This is a genomic window from Cohaesibacter celericrescens, from assembly GCF_002866925.1.
Classification (GTDB): Bacteria; Pseudomonadota; Alphaproteobacteria; order Rhizobiales; family Cohaesibacteraceae; genus Cohaesibacter; species Cohaesibacter celericrescens.
On the sequence record NZ_PKUQ01000022.1, the window covers coordinates 314,562 to 329,532 of the forward strand.

A 14,971-nucleotide genomic window follows, 5' to 3' on the forward strand; every position below is an offset into this window, starting at 1 on the left:
AAAAGCCCGGATGTTTCCATCCGGGCTTTTACATTTAAGACCTAAGTTACAGACCGTTAGTCTTTGTCGAGCCAACGGAAAGATATATCATCTTCGGTAAACAGATGCCGCTTATCATGGTCTGCGGTCAAGCTGACGGACTGGCCACGCACAAAGTCATGATTACCCGGAATTTTGGCAATCAAAGGTTCGTCGCCTTCCTGTGGAGGCTCGAGATAAAGCAAGGTGACTTCACCCAGTTTTTCAACGATGCGCACTTCACAAGAATAGAGTGGCTCTTCACCCTCCGTAGGTAGGCGCAGATCTTCTGGCCGCACACCGAATTTGGCTTTTTTGCCTTTCCATTCAGCACCGGTTGACACTTCCACCTGAAAACCGGGTTCGCCTTCCTTGAAAGACACGCGCGTGATATCGCCGGTTTCTATAATGGAGCAGTCATAGATATTCATCGCCGGAGAACCGATGAACTGGGCAACGAAGACGTTTTTGGGATTGTTATACAATTCCATTGGAGCGCCGCATTGTTCAATCGTGCCGCGTGTCGAAAGTACCACGATGCGATCTGCCAATGTCATAGCTTCAACCTGATCATGGGTCACATAGATCATCGTGGTATCGGGCATGCTCTCATTGAGTTGGGAGATCTCAATGCGGGTGGCAACACGCAGCGCGGCATCAAGGTTCGAGAGCGGCTCGTCGAACAAGAAGACCTTGGGATCGCGCACAATAGCGCGCCCGATGGCGACGCGCTGACGTTGACCACCGGAAAGGGCCTTTGGCAGACGTTGCAGATATGGGGTAAGCTGAAGGATATCAGCGGCATTGTTGACCCGCTTTTTGATCTCTTCTTTGTTCGCCTTGGCGATCTTCATACCGAACGCCATGTTGTCATACACGGTCATATGCGGATAAAGCGCATAGGTCTGAAACACCATGGCGATGCCGCGCTTGGAGGGGGGCACCTCGTTCATGCGTTGACCATCAATCAGCAATTCACCGCCAGTGATGCTTTCAAGGCCGGCGATCATACGCAAAAGCGTTGATTTGCCACACCCGGACGGGCCAACGAAAACGACGAATTCGCCCTGCTTGATATCAAGGTCAATATTCTTGAGAACCTTGGTAGAGCCGTAGGTCTTTTCAATGTTGGTAAGCTTCAGACTTGCCATCCCGTCCTCCCGTCAAAAATGTCTATCACATCGATATGCGCATTCATTGTCATCTTCATTCCATTACACCGAAGAAGGCCCCATAGGCGGGCAGTTTCAGTTTGCCGTCTTCAATGGTGGAAGCAAATCCATGCCCATCGATTGGAGCGACGTTGATGCTGTCAAATGGCATGTCCCTGTCTTCGCCAACAAGATTGAAGGCGCAAAAGACATGGTCATCACCCAGTTGGCGCACGAACGATAAGACGTCACCATCTGTTTTCACAAAATGCAAATCGCCTTTCACAAGTGACGGATGCGCCTTGCGGAACGCCAACAGACGCTGATAATGGTGCAGCAACGAACCGTCATCCTTATCAAGGATGCTCACGGCCTTGGCCTTGTGAGGCTCGGCAACCGGCAGCCATGGTTTGCCGCTGGAAAAGCCCGCATTTTCATTGCTCTCGTCCCACACCATCGGTGTGCGGCAGCCATCGCGCCCCTTGAAATCAGGCCAGAACCGAATGCCATACGGGTCTTGCAGGTCTTCATAGGCAACATCGGCCTCTTCTAATCCCAATTCTTCACCTTGGTAAAGACAAACAGAGCCGCGCATGGATAACAGAAGTGCTATGCGCACGCGATTGGCAGCGTCTTGTAAGTCTGGCGATACCGGCCAGCGTGATGCGTAACGCGGCACATCATGGTTTGAAAAGGCCCAACAAGGCCAGCTATCCGGCGACGCTTTGATCAAATCGCCAAAAACCTGATGCACAAAGGCCGGCGATGGAACGGTTTCGCCAAGGAAGTCGAATCCATAGCACATATGCACCTTATCACCGCCCGAGGTATAGTCGGCGACGATCTCCAGCCCCCTCTCCTCATCACCAACCTCACCCACTGCGGCGGCAGCGGGATACTCATCCAGCAAAGAGCGAAAGCGTTTGAGGAACGCCAAATTCTCTGGTTGGCTTTTGTCGTAAACATGCGACTGGTAGCCATAGGGGTTGGCTGCAGGGGCGGTATTAAACTTGCGCCGCTCGGGAGGCAGTGGTGGATTGTCCTTCAAGCTTTGCGAATGAACATAGAAGTTGATGGTATCCAGACGGAAACCATCAACCCCACGATCAAGCCAGAAGCGAGTTGCATCAAGCAGCGCGTCCTGAACATCCATATTATGGAAGTTCAAATCCGGCTGGGACGCGAGGAAATTATGCATGTAATATTGTCGACGGTGGGAATCCCATTCCCACGCTGCACCACCAAAAATGGAAATCCAGTTGTTGGGCGGAGATCCATCGGGTTTTGCATCGGCCCAGACATACCAATCTGACTTTTCACCATCACGACTGGAACGGGACTGCTTGAACCATTCATGCTGATTGGATGTATGCGATAGCACCAGATCAATCATCACTTTGACATTCAGATCGTGCGCCACTTTGACCAATTCATCAAAATCGCCAAGCGAGCCGAACATTGGATCAACATCGCAATAATCGGACACGTCATAGCCGAAATCGTCCATAGGCGATGTAAAGAAGGGAGAGATCCAAATGGCATCCGCCCCCAAAGAAGCGATGTATGGCAGTCTGGATGTGATCCCTTTGAGGTCGCCAATACCATCGCCATTGCTGTCCTGATAGGACCGCGGATAGATCTGATAGATCACCGCGCCGCGCCACCAGTCCTTATCGATTGCAGTCTCTTGCATAGTATTTCCAGTAATATTCACGTTTGCGTTTGCTTGCCCATGCGATCGAGCAGGCTAGACTTAACCTTTGACCGATCCAGCCAGAAGACCTCGAACCAGATAACGCTGAAGCGAGAAGAAGACGCCAAGCGGAACGAGGATGGTGATAAAGGCTGACGCCGTCAGAATTTCCCAGTTGCCGCCGCGAGAACCAAGCATTTCGCGCAGGCGCCCTGTGAGCACCAATTGATCTTCGCCATTGCCCAAGAAGACCATCGCGACCAGAAGGTCATTCCAGACCCACAAGAATTGGAAAATCGCAAAGGACGCCAAAGCCGGAAAAGACAGGGGCAAGATGATCTTGATGAAAATGTCAAAGTGGCTGGCGCCATCCACACGGGCTGACTCGATGATTTCGCGTGGCAGCTCAGAAATATAGTTGCGCAGCAAATAGATCGCCAACGGCAGGCCGAAGCCGGTATGCGCAAGCCATATACCCAGATAGGTCTTGGCTGGAACACCAAAGAAACCACCCACCTTATTGTAGAGTTGCAACAATGGAATGAGAGACATTTGTAGCGGCACAACAAGCAGCCCAACGACAACGGCAATCAAAACCGCACGACCAGGAAACTGCATCCAAGCCAGGGCGTAGGCAGCAAAAGCTGCAATGAGGATGGGAATGACCGTTGAAGGAATTGTCACAGTGAGTGAATTCACAAAGGACTTGCCGATGCCTTCAGCCGCCAGCACCTCTCGGTAGTTGTCCAGCGTAAAAATTGGCGGGCTGATGACTGTATGGAACACACGGCTACCACGGGATCCGGTCATTGGTTCAGGCGACGTCAAGGTATAATGACCATCTTCCTGAACCGTCATTTTGCGCCCCTTTGACATTTCAGCAACCTCACCGGGCTTAAAAGCGGTGGGGTCTTGGGAACGCCATCCAAATGCTGTGACAGTGCCTTGTTCGTCATTCTCGGTCAGGATATTGCCTTCCAGAACAAACAGTCCGTCGCGCTCGATTTGGCTATCCGGCCCCATGGTGCGCCCGATCAGATTTTGTTCGGATGAAACAAGGGCCGTCCACCAGCCGGTCACGGCCAGTTGGTCCTTGTCTCGGATTGACGATACAAACAAGCCGATTGTCGGCAAGGTCCAGAGCAGCACGAGCAAGAGAACGGATAGATGCACCACCCAGAGCAATGGTGATTTTGTATTAGACCCAGAGATCATTGTTAGTGCCCTCTATTTTCGGAATTGGCCGAACGGATGTTCCAAACCATGATGGGAACAACGAGCAGCATGATGATGACTGCGATGGTTGCGCCTCGACCAAAGTCGCCGCCGCCACGGAACATCCAGTCATACATGAAGTTGGCAAGCACCTGCGTATCCCATTGCCCATTTGTCATGGCAAAAACGATGTCGAAAACCTTGAGCACTGTTATGGTGATGGTGGTCCATACCACAGCAATGGTCTTCCAGATCTGCGGCACCATGATGTAGAAGAAAATTTCAACACCGTTGGCACCATCAATGACCGCAGCTTCGATGGTTTCTTCCGGAATACCACGCAAAGCGGCAGACAAGATTACCATTGCAAAGCCGGTCTGGATCCAGATCAGGATGATCATCAGGAAGAAGTTATTCCAGAAGGGAATGGTAATCCAAGCCTGAGGCTCCATGCCCAATGCTTCGACAACCGCGTTGAGAATACCAATTTGATTGGACCCTTCGCCGCGATATTCGTAAACAAATTTCCAAATGATCGACGCGCCGATGAAGGAAATTGCCATTGGCATAAAGATAAGAGATTTGGCGATATTGCCCCACCAAATCCGATCGGTCAGCGCCGCAATCACCAATCCAAAGAAGGTCGACATGGCAGGAACAAAGAGTAGCCAAAGCATGTTGTTGAACATGGATTGACGGAACCCCTGATCAGACCACAGCCAGACATAGTTGCTAAGCCCTACGAAGGTGTCGCTGTCGTTGTCATAAAAAGAGAGGCGGATGGATTCCACAGCCGGATAGACCAAATAAAGGCCAAGCGCTAACAGTGCCGGGCCCAGAAACAACCAGGGGCGAATTTGATGCGCCCGCGTAAGATTGTGTATTCCCTTTGTCGCAGAGGCAACATTGGCTGGATACACGCGATCCAGAAGCCAATTCGAGCCATAAAAATAGACGACGCAGCCCAGGACACCGACGACCACTGTCCCTAATGCCGATGCTAGTTGCTCCATTTACGCACGCTCCACCTTTGGTCTGCCGGAAATGACAAAAGCAAAACTCGCAAAATGACGATGCTTATGCGCTTTACCATTGACTGTGCCGGTCTATTGATTTGAGTTTTTCGACCCTTGTCAAACTTGGCCTGAGCGTCGTGAGCACCACGGCCTCTCAAGCCCAAATCGAAAAGTATCGTGACATATTGCAGCAAGGTAAACCCATTTTGTCCCTGCATTATGACTGATCTGTCTTTCAAGCAATTATGGTTTTGGGTTGCAGCTCGTGAATTGTGAGTGTGTTGTTCAAACGTCCTGTTGCCTGCACCAAAGTGAAGAGAAATAGTCTTTATGTCTCCAGTGAGAGGCGTATCTGCCGGATAAAACACCTCAAACAATGGCTTTGGTTCAAGCATCTTCGCTCAAATTAAAACACGCTCACAATACAACAGCAGCCTCCCTAGCGAAATCAACCGAGCCCCCCATTATCAATGGCTGACCACTCTCCGTTAATCACTGGCCCCCATATTTACTATTTGGGGCCAGTGATTTCACTCTTTGCACGAAGTGGACTGCAAGTCTTACTTCAGAGCATCCCAGGTTTTCTGGATTTCGGAAGTGACTTCTTTGGCATCTTTGCCGCCAGCATAATCAACCATGCCGGTCCAGAAAGACCCAGCGCCGATTTTGCCGGGCATCAGGTCTGAACCGTCAAAGCGGAATGTTGTCGCATTGAGCAAAATCTCTCCCTGTTTTTTCAGAGCTTCGTTTGCATAGGCTTCGGTGTTGACGCCTTTATGTGGTGTCAGCAGACCTGCCTGAGCCATCCAGACTTCATGCGCGATTGGCGACTTCAAGAAGTCGATGAATGCATGAGCCCCTTTGGATTCTTTCGTGATAGCAAACAAGGTACCAGCACCAAGCACCGGTTTTCCGAGATCTTTGCTTGCGTATGCAGGGAAGTAGAAGAAGTCTGCATCCTGACCCAATTTTGTGCCTTCAGGGAAGAAGGATGGGATAAAGGAAGCTTGGCGATGCATGTAGCATTTAGGAGGCGATGTAAACATGCCTTTTGGGCTGTCGCGGAAGTCGGTCGTTGCCACAGCGCCAGCGCCGCCATCAACAAAAGCATCGTTGCGTGCAAACCAGCCAAACTCTTCGACAGCACCAACAACGGCAGGATCGTCGAACTTGATTTCGTTGGAGACCCATTTGTCATACACATCAGGAGCCTGAGTGCGCAACATCAGATCTTCTACCCAGTCGGTAGCGGGCCAGCCCGTTGCACCACCAGAACCCAAGCCGATACACCAAGGAGTTCCGCCATCAACGACGATCTGCTCTGTCAGGGCTTTCAGGTCTTCCATGCTTTCAGGCACTTCATAACCAGCATCTTCAAAGTTTTCCGGCACGAACCAGACCAACGATTTCAGATCAACTTTATAGAAGAAACCATAGTAGCCATCGGCACCGTCTTTGCCTTTGTAGGTACCCAGATCAACCCAAGACTGACCAGCAGCATAGTTGTCTTTCACCCATGCTTTGGTGTCGTCATGCAAAGGAACCAAATAGCCCTTTGAAGCGAGGTCAGCGGCCAAACCCGGCTGCGGGAAGACAGCAACATTGGGTGCCGATCCTGCGCCGGTGTCGATTACAATTTGTTGTTCGAAACTATCAGAGCCAGCATATTCTACCTTGGCGCCTGTTGCTTCTTCGAAATAATGGATCACACTTTCAAACAGATCCTTATCGGCACCGAGCCAAGGACCAGAAACAGTGACAGTCTCACCTTTCAGGTCAATTTTTTTCAACTCATCATAAGAAGACCATGTGAAGCGCGCATCTTCACCCGGCGCAAACTTCAGATGGTCAGCGGCCTGAACACTACCAGCTGCGAGCGCAGCAACAGCAGCACCCAACATTAAGGACTTCAACATTTCGCAAACCTCCCAAGGACACCAACCCAAAGCCGCATCCCGTCGTTAACAAAAGAACAGCACACTTTTTTCAAAGCGCTTTGAATACAATTGAGGATGCTTGGGATAACTCAAAGAGTCAAGTATGAAATTCCAAAACCCAGCAAATGCCTCACATAACTAGAAGCTATACTAAGCCTTAATACGTATACAGCACCCGCAACGTCAAATATTGTTATAAAACCGGATTGTAGAATGACCTTCTTTATGCCTAAAATGTAGATCGGTTTTGAAAGGGCTTTGGCCCATTCTATCGGCTCTGTATCAACCAAGTTTCCTGGGAGGGCCGCACCGAAAGCTGCTGCTTTGTCGCTTTGGGTGCGAGACGGTTAGGTGTGGGCGCGATGATATTGAGGTGACCGTCGTGAATCTGAAAGAACTGTCCAATATTCTGAAACTGTCTCAGACCACGGTCAGTCGTGCCCTGAACGGATACCCCGAAGTCGGCGAAAAAACACGCTTACGTGTCGTGGAGGCCGCTCAGAAATACAATTACCACCCCTCCTCTTCAGCCAAACAATTGGCGATGGGTCGATCCCACGCTGTCGCTCACGTTGTGCCGCAGAGTCCTGAACACTCCATGATCAATCCGCATTTTTCGGACTTCATTGCGGGTGCGGGTGAGACCTACTCTCGATTTGGCTATGATATGCTCATTCCTGTTGTACCCTTTGATGAGCAAGAAAATTGCTATCGCGAATTGGCTAAGTCGGGTCGGGTCGATGGGGTGATCGTTCACGGCCCTGCCAAAGATGACGCACGCATTGAATTGTTAGAAAGCCTCAAAATTCCTTTTGTGGTGCATGGACGAACTGAAAATGGAGCCAATCGGTATAGCTGGTTGGACGTAAACAATCGCAGCTCCTTCAAAAGAGCCACCAATTTTCTGCTCGATTTGGGTCACACACGCATCGCCCTGTTGAATGGGCTCGAAGAAATGGATTTCGCTTTCAGACGCCGCATTGGCTATGAATCTGCAATGGTACAACATGGTCTGGAAGTTGATCGGGATCTGATTTTTTCAGCCGATATGATTGAACCTTATGGGTATGAAATCACACGTGAATTATTAAAACGCCCTAATCCGCCGACCGCTGTTTTGACCTCTTCGGTATTGACCGCTTTGGGTGTTGTGCGCGCAGCCCAAGAAGCAGGACTTCATCTTGGCCGAGACCTCTCGGTTTTGACCTTTGATGACCAGCTTTCCTTTTTGCAGTATAGCGGCGTTCCGCTCTTCACCGCGGTAAGGTCCTCGATTAAAGAAGCAGGCAAGCGATTGGCTGAAATCCTGTTAGAGCGGATTGCCAATCCCGATAGCCCGCCGACACAAGAACTGTGGGAAGCCGAACTGGTTGTAGGTCGCTCGACGGGTCCGCGTCGGATCATCGAATAGAGGGTCGCCTTTTGCGCCCTCGATAGACATTTTGAATTATGAAGTCAGCGAGAATTTTCTATGCCCATTCTTTCCCGACAGCCCGCTTTTACTGTGAGGCGCTCTGATTTTCCCAAAGACTTCGTTTTTGGCTCCTCGACCTCCGCCTATCAAATTGAAGGCAGCTCTTTTGGCGGATGTGGATCCAGCCATTGGGACAGTTTTGCCGCAAGCAAAGGCAACGTTGCCAATTTCGAAAATGGCTCAATCGCCTGCGATCACTATACTCGATGGGAGGGAGATCTCGATCTTATGAAAGATTTGGGCCTTGATGCCTATCGGTTTTCATCCTCTTGGGCGCGAATATTGCCACAAGCAAATGGCGAAACAAACAAAGAAGGTCTCGATTTTTACGACCGGCTGGTGGATGGGCTTTTGGAGCGCGGCATCGCACCGCATTTGACTCTCTACCATTGGGAATTACCCAGCTATTTGGCCGATATCGGCGGATGGCGGAACCGTGATGTGGGCGACTATTTTGCTGATTATGCAGAGATTATGATCAAATGTCTGGGTGATCGTCTGGCCAGCGTTGCTACATTCAACGAACCATGGTGCGTCACTTGGCTCAGCCACTATCATGGGATGCATGCCCCCGGACTAAGAGATATTCGCGCCGCCAGTCGCACAGCTCACTTGGTGCCCGTTGCTCACGGCAAGGCTATGGCTGCGATGCGCGCTCTAGGCCAAGAGGAACTGGGAGTCGTGCTAAATTTTGAACACACCAGCCCATATGACGACAAACCCAGTTCAGCAAAAGCGGCTGAACTGGAAGAAGGCATATTGAATCGCTGGTTTTTGAGTGCGTTCACCAAAGGGAAATATCCAGACACTGTTTTGGACCACATTGAAGCCTACCTGCCGAACAATTGGCAAGATGACATGGCACAAATTGCAACGCCAATCGACTGGATGGGTGTCAATTATTATACCCGCACTTTGGTTTCAGCAGGGGAAAGCCACCTTGGCAGCGCCCTTCCTTTGAGTATCACTCATCATGGAGGACTGCCCCGAACGGAAATGGATTGGGAAGTCTTTCCCGAGGGACTTGGCGAAATTCTTTGTTGGATAAGAGACAATTATACCCACGACACCCCCCTCGCCATCACTGAAAACGGCATGGCCAACAAAGACATGCTGGTCGGTGACGCCGTCGATGATCAAGAGCGTATTGCCTATCTTGATGCGCATTTCAACAGTGCACTCAAAGCGATCGACAAAGGTGTGCCTCTGAAAGCCTATTTTGTCTGGTCTTTGATGGATAACTTTGAATGGTCGTTCGGGTTCGACAAGCGGTTTGGCATTATTCACGTGGACTTTGACAGTCTTCAACGCACACCAAAGGCCTCATACCACGCCCTGCAGCATATGCTCTCACATGAGAAACCGCACTGAAGTAGCACGCCGCTATCGGGAGAAAAACACAAGTCCCAAGTCTGGTCGCCGCTGCGGGGACAACGACGACCAGTATGCAAATCCAACGGACTAGCATAATGTGGGCCCAAAGGCCCTACGCGCAGAGAATTTGCTCATAAAAGCAGCGACACTTTAATTGGGGGACTAGTCGCTATTCTCTGCTCGTTCTTGTTTGCTATTCTAGGGGAGTAATTCATGCCACATCGGCAAGCCCACCCTACAATGGCAAAACCATCGTTTCTTTTACGGTTTCCAGAGCGATCAGCGTTTCCGTCGAACGCACTCCTTGCAGTCGTTTGAGTGACGACACGATGAAACCATTTAAATCGGCGTTGGTACGCTCACGCACTTTGAGCATATATGAGTGCGATCCCGTTACATGATGCAGCTCAAGCACTTCCTTGAAAGAACTGGCCGCCAACACAAATTTTTCTTCACTAAACGCATAATCCAGATCCACAAAAACAAAAGCAGTAACACCGAACCCTACACTAGCGGGTTCGACAATTGCCTCAATTGCCCTTACGGCACCAGAGTCCAGTAGCTTTCGAACCCTCTCATTGGTCGCTGAAACCGACAAACCAATTACCTTGGCCAAATCAGCGCTCGCTCTTCTTCCGTCTTTCTGAAGCAGAGCAAGCAGACGTCGATCAATCTCGTCCATACAAGTAAATTTCCGTAGTCTGGATGAGCAAGTCAGATAATCGGGTTCCCAATCATTTGCAAGCTACAGTTTAGCGCCGTTAATCATAATTTGTGAGCAAACTGCCTGCCGGCCTTTTGGATTTGTGAATATATCGCACCATGCGCAACCACATTTCCACATAGTTCCAACGCCTTACAAATAAAATAATTATATTTCTTACGTTGAAAGTCTGTCGCCCAAAAACGAATTAATATAGTTGTGGAAAACATTCCCGGCAACCATTTAACGCACAGACTGAAACGGCAATCGCCCCTCGAGGCAAAGGCACGGCTTGTTTTATTTGAACAAACCTAGAAAATCCGAACCAAACGCCTGTAGTTTTTAGGAAATTCTACAAAAAATTTAGAGCGTTACTTTACGAATATGGTCTATTAGACTTTGGTATTTACTAGATATTTCAGCATCACATATTGAAATATTATTACAAAAACGCATCATAGATCCAAGAACAGATTACCCAACACCCGTCAGATGTGATCGTGCGAGCAACGTTTGCACACCCCAGTTGACTAAGATTTCAAGCAAAAGTCGATTGACTCCGCGATATTCAACACGTTTGCATCCTGATTATATTCCCCCATAATCATCAGTCCAACGGGTACTGATCCTTCTGCCCCAACAGGAATAGATGCGGATGGTCGGCCAAGTAGATTGCCGATAGATGTATTACGCAGGACTTTTAGGTTGGTCTCGAAATACAACTCGTCAGACGCCAAAAGAGGTTTGATTTCCGGCGGGACAACAGCGACCGTTGGCATCAGGATCGCATCATAATTGCGTGTCGCCATATGTGTGCGCTCTTGCATGTCTTTTTGCAGATCCAGCATTTCGATATAATCTGCAGCAGCAATATGTGCTGCCGCTTCAATACGGCTACGCACGCGAGGATCCACACTATCGCCATACTCCATGAGAAATGCACGATGAGCATGATAGGCCTCGGGGCCGACAAGACTCCCCATATGACCGATGTCAGTGAAGCGATTGATGGCATCCACCTTGATGCGTTCAAGGCGGGCTCCGGCTTTAGAGATTGTTTCAAGGGCACGGACAAAACCGCCTGCGACTTCCACGTCCAATCCGTCCAGTGCAATGGTTTCCAGAATTCCAAACCGGAAACCGGCCAAAGGACGGATGTCCGCATCAGGAACCGGCAAACCGGCCATCAAATGATCAATCAACCGGCAACAGGCCATAGAATTTCCGATGGGGCCGACAGTATCTAGCGACCGCCCCAGTGGGAAAACGCCGTCTAGGGGATGACGGCCAAAGCTGGGCTTGAAACCATATAGACGATTGAAAGCCGCAGGAATTCTAACTGAACCACCGGTGTCCGATCCAATGGCCGCAATAGCCATATTCTCGACCACAGACATAGCCGCCCCAGAAGACGACCCACCGGGCACTCGACCGGTTAAACGATCCCATGGATTCAGGGGGGTGCCAAAATGCGGGTTGATACCCAGACCGGAATAGGCAAATTCCGTCATATTTGTATGTCCAAGGAAGATTGCTCCGGCTGCGCGCAACCGCGCAAGAACGAGGGCGTCTTGCTGTGCAGGCTTTGCCACACCTGCCAGAGCTTTGGAGCCAGCAGTTGTCGGTTCACCTGAGACATCAAACAAATCTTTGACAGAAATGGGAATACCGGCAAGCGGGCCTTGCGGAACATGCATTTTTCGCATGGCATCTGAGGCTGCCGCTTGTGTGATGGCCGCGTTTTTGAAGGTCCGGACAAAGGTACGCGCGCCTTCCCCTTCGTCTTTCTCAATGACTCTATAGGCGGCGCTCACGAGATCGACAGAGGAAACGTCCCCTTCACGCAAAGCTTTTTGCGCTGCTGCGATTGTCCAGAGATCAGCCATGTGTCTTCTCCTGCCTACCGTCTTTTCCGGCCTTTTTCACAGAACCGCCTCTTGGTCTGATGTGACCGCGATCCGAAAAGCCAGTGTAATGACGACATGTTAGCGACAAATGGCCCGCTTGTCGCCCTTGGTTGCGGGTGGACAAGAAATGCTTTGGCATTTGTGGAGAAACACAGCAGAGCACAGGAACGGACCTCATGTGCTCTGCTGGTCAATGCTTATGTATTTTTTGCAGCTTTCACTTTGGCCACGACATTCTCAATCATCAACATACCTGCGTCCCCCCCCAGACTCATTATAGATTCGGGATGGAACTGAACCGCGCTGATTGGTTCAGACACATGTTCCAGCGCCATAATTACACCGTCTTGGGTTTCGGCGCTCACGCGCAACTGATCTGGTAGCGTTGCACGGTCTGCAAACAAGGAGTGATATCGCCCAACAACCACTTCGTCGGGTAGACCTTTGAAAAGTCCATCCGGTGTCAGCTTGATGCGCGACGGCTTGCCATGCATCGGCGTCCCCAACTGGTCAAGAGTGCCGCCAAAGGCTTCAGTTATGGCCTGCAAGCCAAGGCAGACTCCAAAGATAGAAAGGCCTCTTTGGCGCGCCTTGGCAATCGTAATGTCTGTGTTAAAATGCTTCGGTGAGCCTGGGCCGGGCGACATAACAACAAGGTCAGGCTTAACCCGATCGAAAACGTCGTCAGCGACAGGTGTTCGGACCGTTACCACGTCCGCTCCTGTTTGACGGAAATAGTTGGCCAAGGTATGCACGAAGCTGTCCTGATGGTCGACCAACAGGATCTTAACCCCTTCACCAGGATGCTTTTTTGTCTGCCCCTCAACTAGAATTTCTGGATTGGCTGCATCTCTGATCGCGGCACGCATCGCAGACGCTTTGAGTTCTGTTTCAGCTTCTTCAGCCTCCGGATCGGAATCAAACAGCAATGTCGCCCCTGCCCGCACCTCGGCAATACCATGCTTGATGCGAATGGTGCGCAAGGTCAGACCTGTATTCATGTTGCCGTCAAATCCAATCATGCCAATAGCTCCACCGTACCACGCACGAGGGGATTTTTCATGTTTCTCAATAAAATCCATTGCCCATAATTTGGGGGCACCGGTCACGGTTACAGCCCATGCATGAGACAAGAATGCGTCCATTGCGTCGAGGCCTTCGCGCAAGCGTCCTTCGATGTGGTCCACGGTGTGAATAAGGCGGGAGTAAAGCTCAATCTGGCGACGCCCCTTGACGCGTACCGATCCGGGCACGCAAACGCGGCTTTTATCATTGCGATCAACGTCCGAGCACATGGTTAGCTCTGACTCGTCTTTTTTGGAATTGAGCAATTTGAGGATTTGTTCGCTGTCCTCAATCGGATCACGCCCACGTTGGATGGTGCCGGAAATGGGGCAGGTCTCAACCAAATTGCCGTCGCTAACTTTGACGAACATTTCGGGGCTGGCTCCGACCAGATATTCTTGCTCACCAAGATTGATCATAAATCCATAAGGTGAGGGATTGATATGTTGCAGACGGCGAGAGATCGCCGAAGGGTCGCATTTGACCGTTTCATAAAAGGTCTGCCCCGGCACGCATTCAAACAGGTCTCCACGGCGAAAATAGTCAACCGCTTTACGGGCAACATCTGCATACTCGCCTTTTTTGTGGTCGCCATCTGGCGTATTACGATTGGTACGTTCAAACGGCTCGATACGTGCCTGACGCTCCATGCCCTCTGTGGTGTTGCCCTCATAGGCAAAATCATAGCGGTATCTGGTGGCAACTTCGGCATACAGGTCAACAACGATGACTTCATCAGGAATATAGAGCACCATATCGCGCTGATCGTCGGGGCGCTGAAGCTGCATTTCGACGGAATCAAACTGGAACGCCAGATCGTAACCAAAGGCACCATAAAGTCCGAGAATGCTGTCTTGGCCAGATTTAAACAGACCAACCACTTCACGTACAACAGAGAAGACACTTGGAATGCGGCTGCGTTCTTCTTCGGTAAAGCTCCCTTCAGGTTGCTTAACCTTCAATGCAATACGCGTTTCGTCTGACTCATAGGATTGGATGACAGACAAATCTTTAAGAGTTTTGTGGATCGCTGGCATCAAAACGACACCACGATCATTCAGCGCCTCAATGGTCACAGAGCGGCCGCGCGCTGTAATGACAAGTGGAGGATTTACAAAGCCAAACTCACCGCGGGTATAGCGTCCGGGATATTCGTAGTTGGACGACAAGACCACACCGCGCTGAGAATCCAGCTGGGTCAAACAGTTATCAAGGGCTGTTTTGAAATCATCTTGACCAGAAACACGGAGAACCTCGATGCCACCCTCTGTGATGTAGTCCTCATCGGGAACAAAATCTATGTCTGCGCTGTCAGGATTAAAACTATCGTTGCTCATCATTTCCTCACTGATATGGATGCAGTTTACGCGTCCATTCATCTTCCTTTGCATGTGCCGCTTCATCCCGACGCGGTATCT

General features: G+C 50.4%; 10 protein-coding genes. 2 read left to right on the forward strand and 8 right to left on the reverse strand.

Annotated features, from left to right (window positions below):
* Positions 1-56 precede the first annotated feature (56 nt).
* From C0081_RS12795 to C0081_RS12820, 5 genes are all read right to left on the reverse strand, one after another.
* Positions 57-1,169 carry an ABC transporter ATP-binding protein gene (locus C0081_RS12795; protein ID WP_101534211.1) on the reverse strand — a complete coding sequence of 371 codons (1,113 nt, stop codon included), beginning with the start codon at positions 1,167-1,169 and terminating at the stop codon, positions 57-59.
* A 55-nt stretch (positions 1,170-1,224) separates the two neighbouring features.
* Complete coding sequence (gene bglA, locus C0081_RS12800) at positions 1,225-2,862, reverse strand: beta-galactosidase BglA (protein ID WP_101534212.1); 1,638 nt, start codon at positions 2,860-2,862, stop codon at positions 1,225-1,227.
* Positions 2,863-2,922: 60 nt separating this feature from the next.
* A complete protein-coding gene (locus tag C0081_RS12805; protein WP_101534213.1) occupies positions 2,923-4,077 on the reverse strand; it encodes a carbohydrate ABC transporter permease in 1,155 nt (384 codons plus the stop codon).
* A 2-nt stretch (positions 4,078-4,079) separates the two neighbouring features.
* Positions 4,080-5,090 (reverse strand): carbohydrate ABC transporter permease, encoded by a 1,011-nt coding sequence (locus C0081_RS12810; RefSeq protein WP_101534214.1) that lies wholly within the window; start codon positions 5,088-5,090, stop codon positions 4,080-4,082.
* 563 nt (positions 5,091-5,653) lie between these two features.
* Positions 5,654-7,009: an ABC transporter substrate-binding protein gene (locus C0081_RS12820; RefSeq protein WP_101534216.1), complete on the reverse strand. Its 1,356-nt coding sequence runs from the start codon at positions 7,007-7,009 to the stop codon at positions 5,654-5,656.
* A gap of 403 nt (positions 7,010-7,412) precedes the next feature.
* Here C0081_RS12820 and C0081_RS12825 point away from each other — a divergent pair, with 403 nt between their 5' ends.
* Both C0081_RS12825 and C0081_RS12830 read left to right on the forward strand, forming a co-directional pair.
* Positions 7,413-8,441, forward strand: coding sequence for a LacI family DNA-binding transcriptional regulator (locus C0081_RS12825; RefSeq protein WP_101534217.1), 1,029 nt, complete (start codon positions 7,413-7,415; stop codon positions 8,439-8,441).
* 60 nt (positions 8,442-8,501) lie between these two features.
* Positions 8,502-9,875: a GH1 family beta-glucosidase gene (locus C0081_RS12830; protein WP_101534218.1), complete on the forward strand. Its 1,374-nt coding sequence runs from the start codon at positions 8,502-8,504 to the stop codon at positions 9,873-9,875.
* Positions 9,876-10,113: 238 nt separating this feature from the next.
* Here C0081_RS12830 and C0081_RS12835 read toward each other — a convergent pair whose 3' ends face one another.
* The 3 genes from C0081_RS12835 to C0081_RS12845 form a co-directional block, all read right to left on the reverse strand.
* On the reverse strand, positions 10,114-10,560 hold the full coding sequence (locus C0081_RS12835; RefSeq protein WP_101534219.1) for an Lrp/AsnC family transcriptional regulator: 447 nt from the start codon (positions 10,558-10,560) through the stop codon (positions 10,114-10,116).
* Between the two features lie 551 nt (positions 10,561-11,111).
* On the reverse strand, positions 11,112-12,467 hold the full coding sequence (locus tag C0081_RS12840) for an amidase (protein ID WP_101534220.1): 1,356 nt from the start codon (positions 12,465-12,467) through the stop codon (positions 11,112-11,114).
* A gap of 218 nt (positions 12,468-12,685) precedes the next feature.
* Positions 12,686-14,890 carry an anthranilate synthase gene (locus C0081_RS12845; RefSeq protein ID WP_101534383.1) on the reverse strand — a complete coding sequence of 735 codons (2,205 nt, stop codon included), beginning with the start codon at positions 14,888-14,890 and terminating at the stop codon, positions 12,686-12,688.
* Positions 14,891-14,971 lie beyond the last annotated feature (81 nt).

Coding starts and splice junctions, on each gene's coding strand:
- bglA (WP_101534212.1), bottom strand. CDS start 2,862: ATGCAAGAGACTGCAATCGATAAGGACTGGTGGCGCGGCGCGGTGATC.
- C0081_RS12835 (WP_101534219.1), bottom strand. CDS start 10,560: ATGGACGAGATTGATCGACGTCTGCTTGCTCTGCTTCAGAAAGACGGA.
- C0081_RS12845 (WP_101534383.1), bottom strand. CDS start 14,890: ATGAGCAACGATAGTTTTAATCCTGACAGCGCAGACATAGATTTTGTT.
- C0081_RS12840 (WP_101534220.1), bottom strand. CDS start 12,467: ATGGCTGATCTCTGGACAATCGCAGCAGCGCAAAAAGCTTTGCGTGAA.
- C0081_RS12795 (WP_101534211.1), bottom strand. CDS start 1,169: ATGGCAAGTCTGAAGCTTACCAACATTGAAAAGACCTACGGCTCTACC.
- C0081_RS12805 (WP_101534213.1), bottom strand. CDS start 4,077: ATGATCTCTGGGTCTAATACAAAATCACCATTGCTCTGGGTGGTGCAT.
- C0081_RS12830 (WP_101534218.1), top strand. CDS start 8,502: ATGCCCATTCTTTCCCGACAGCCCGCTTTTACTGTGAGGCGCTCTGAT.
- C0081_RS12810 (WP_101534214.1), bottom strand. CDS start 5,090: ATGGAGCAACTAGCATCGGCATTAGGGACAGTGGTCGTCGGTGTCCTG.
- C0081_RS12820 (WP_101534216.1), bottom strand. CDS start 7,009: ATGTTGAAGTCCTTAATGTTGGGTGCTGCTGTTGCTGCGCTCGCAGCT.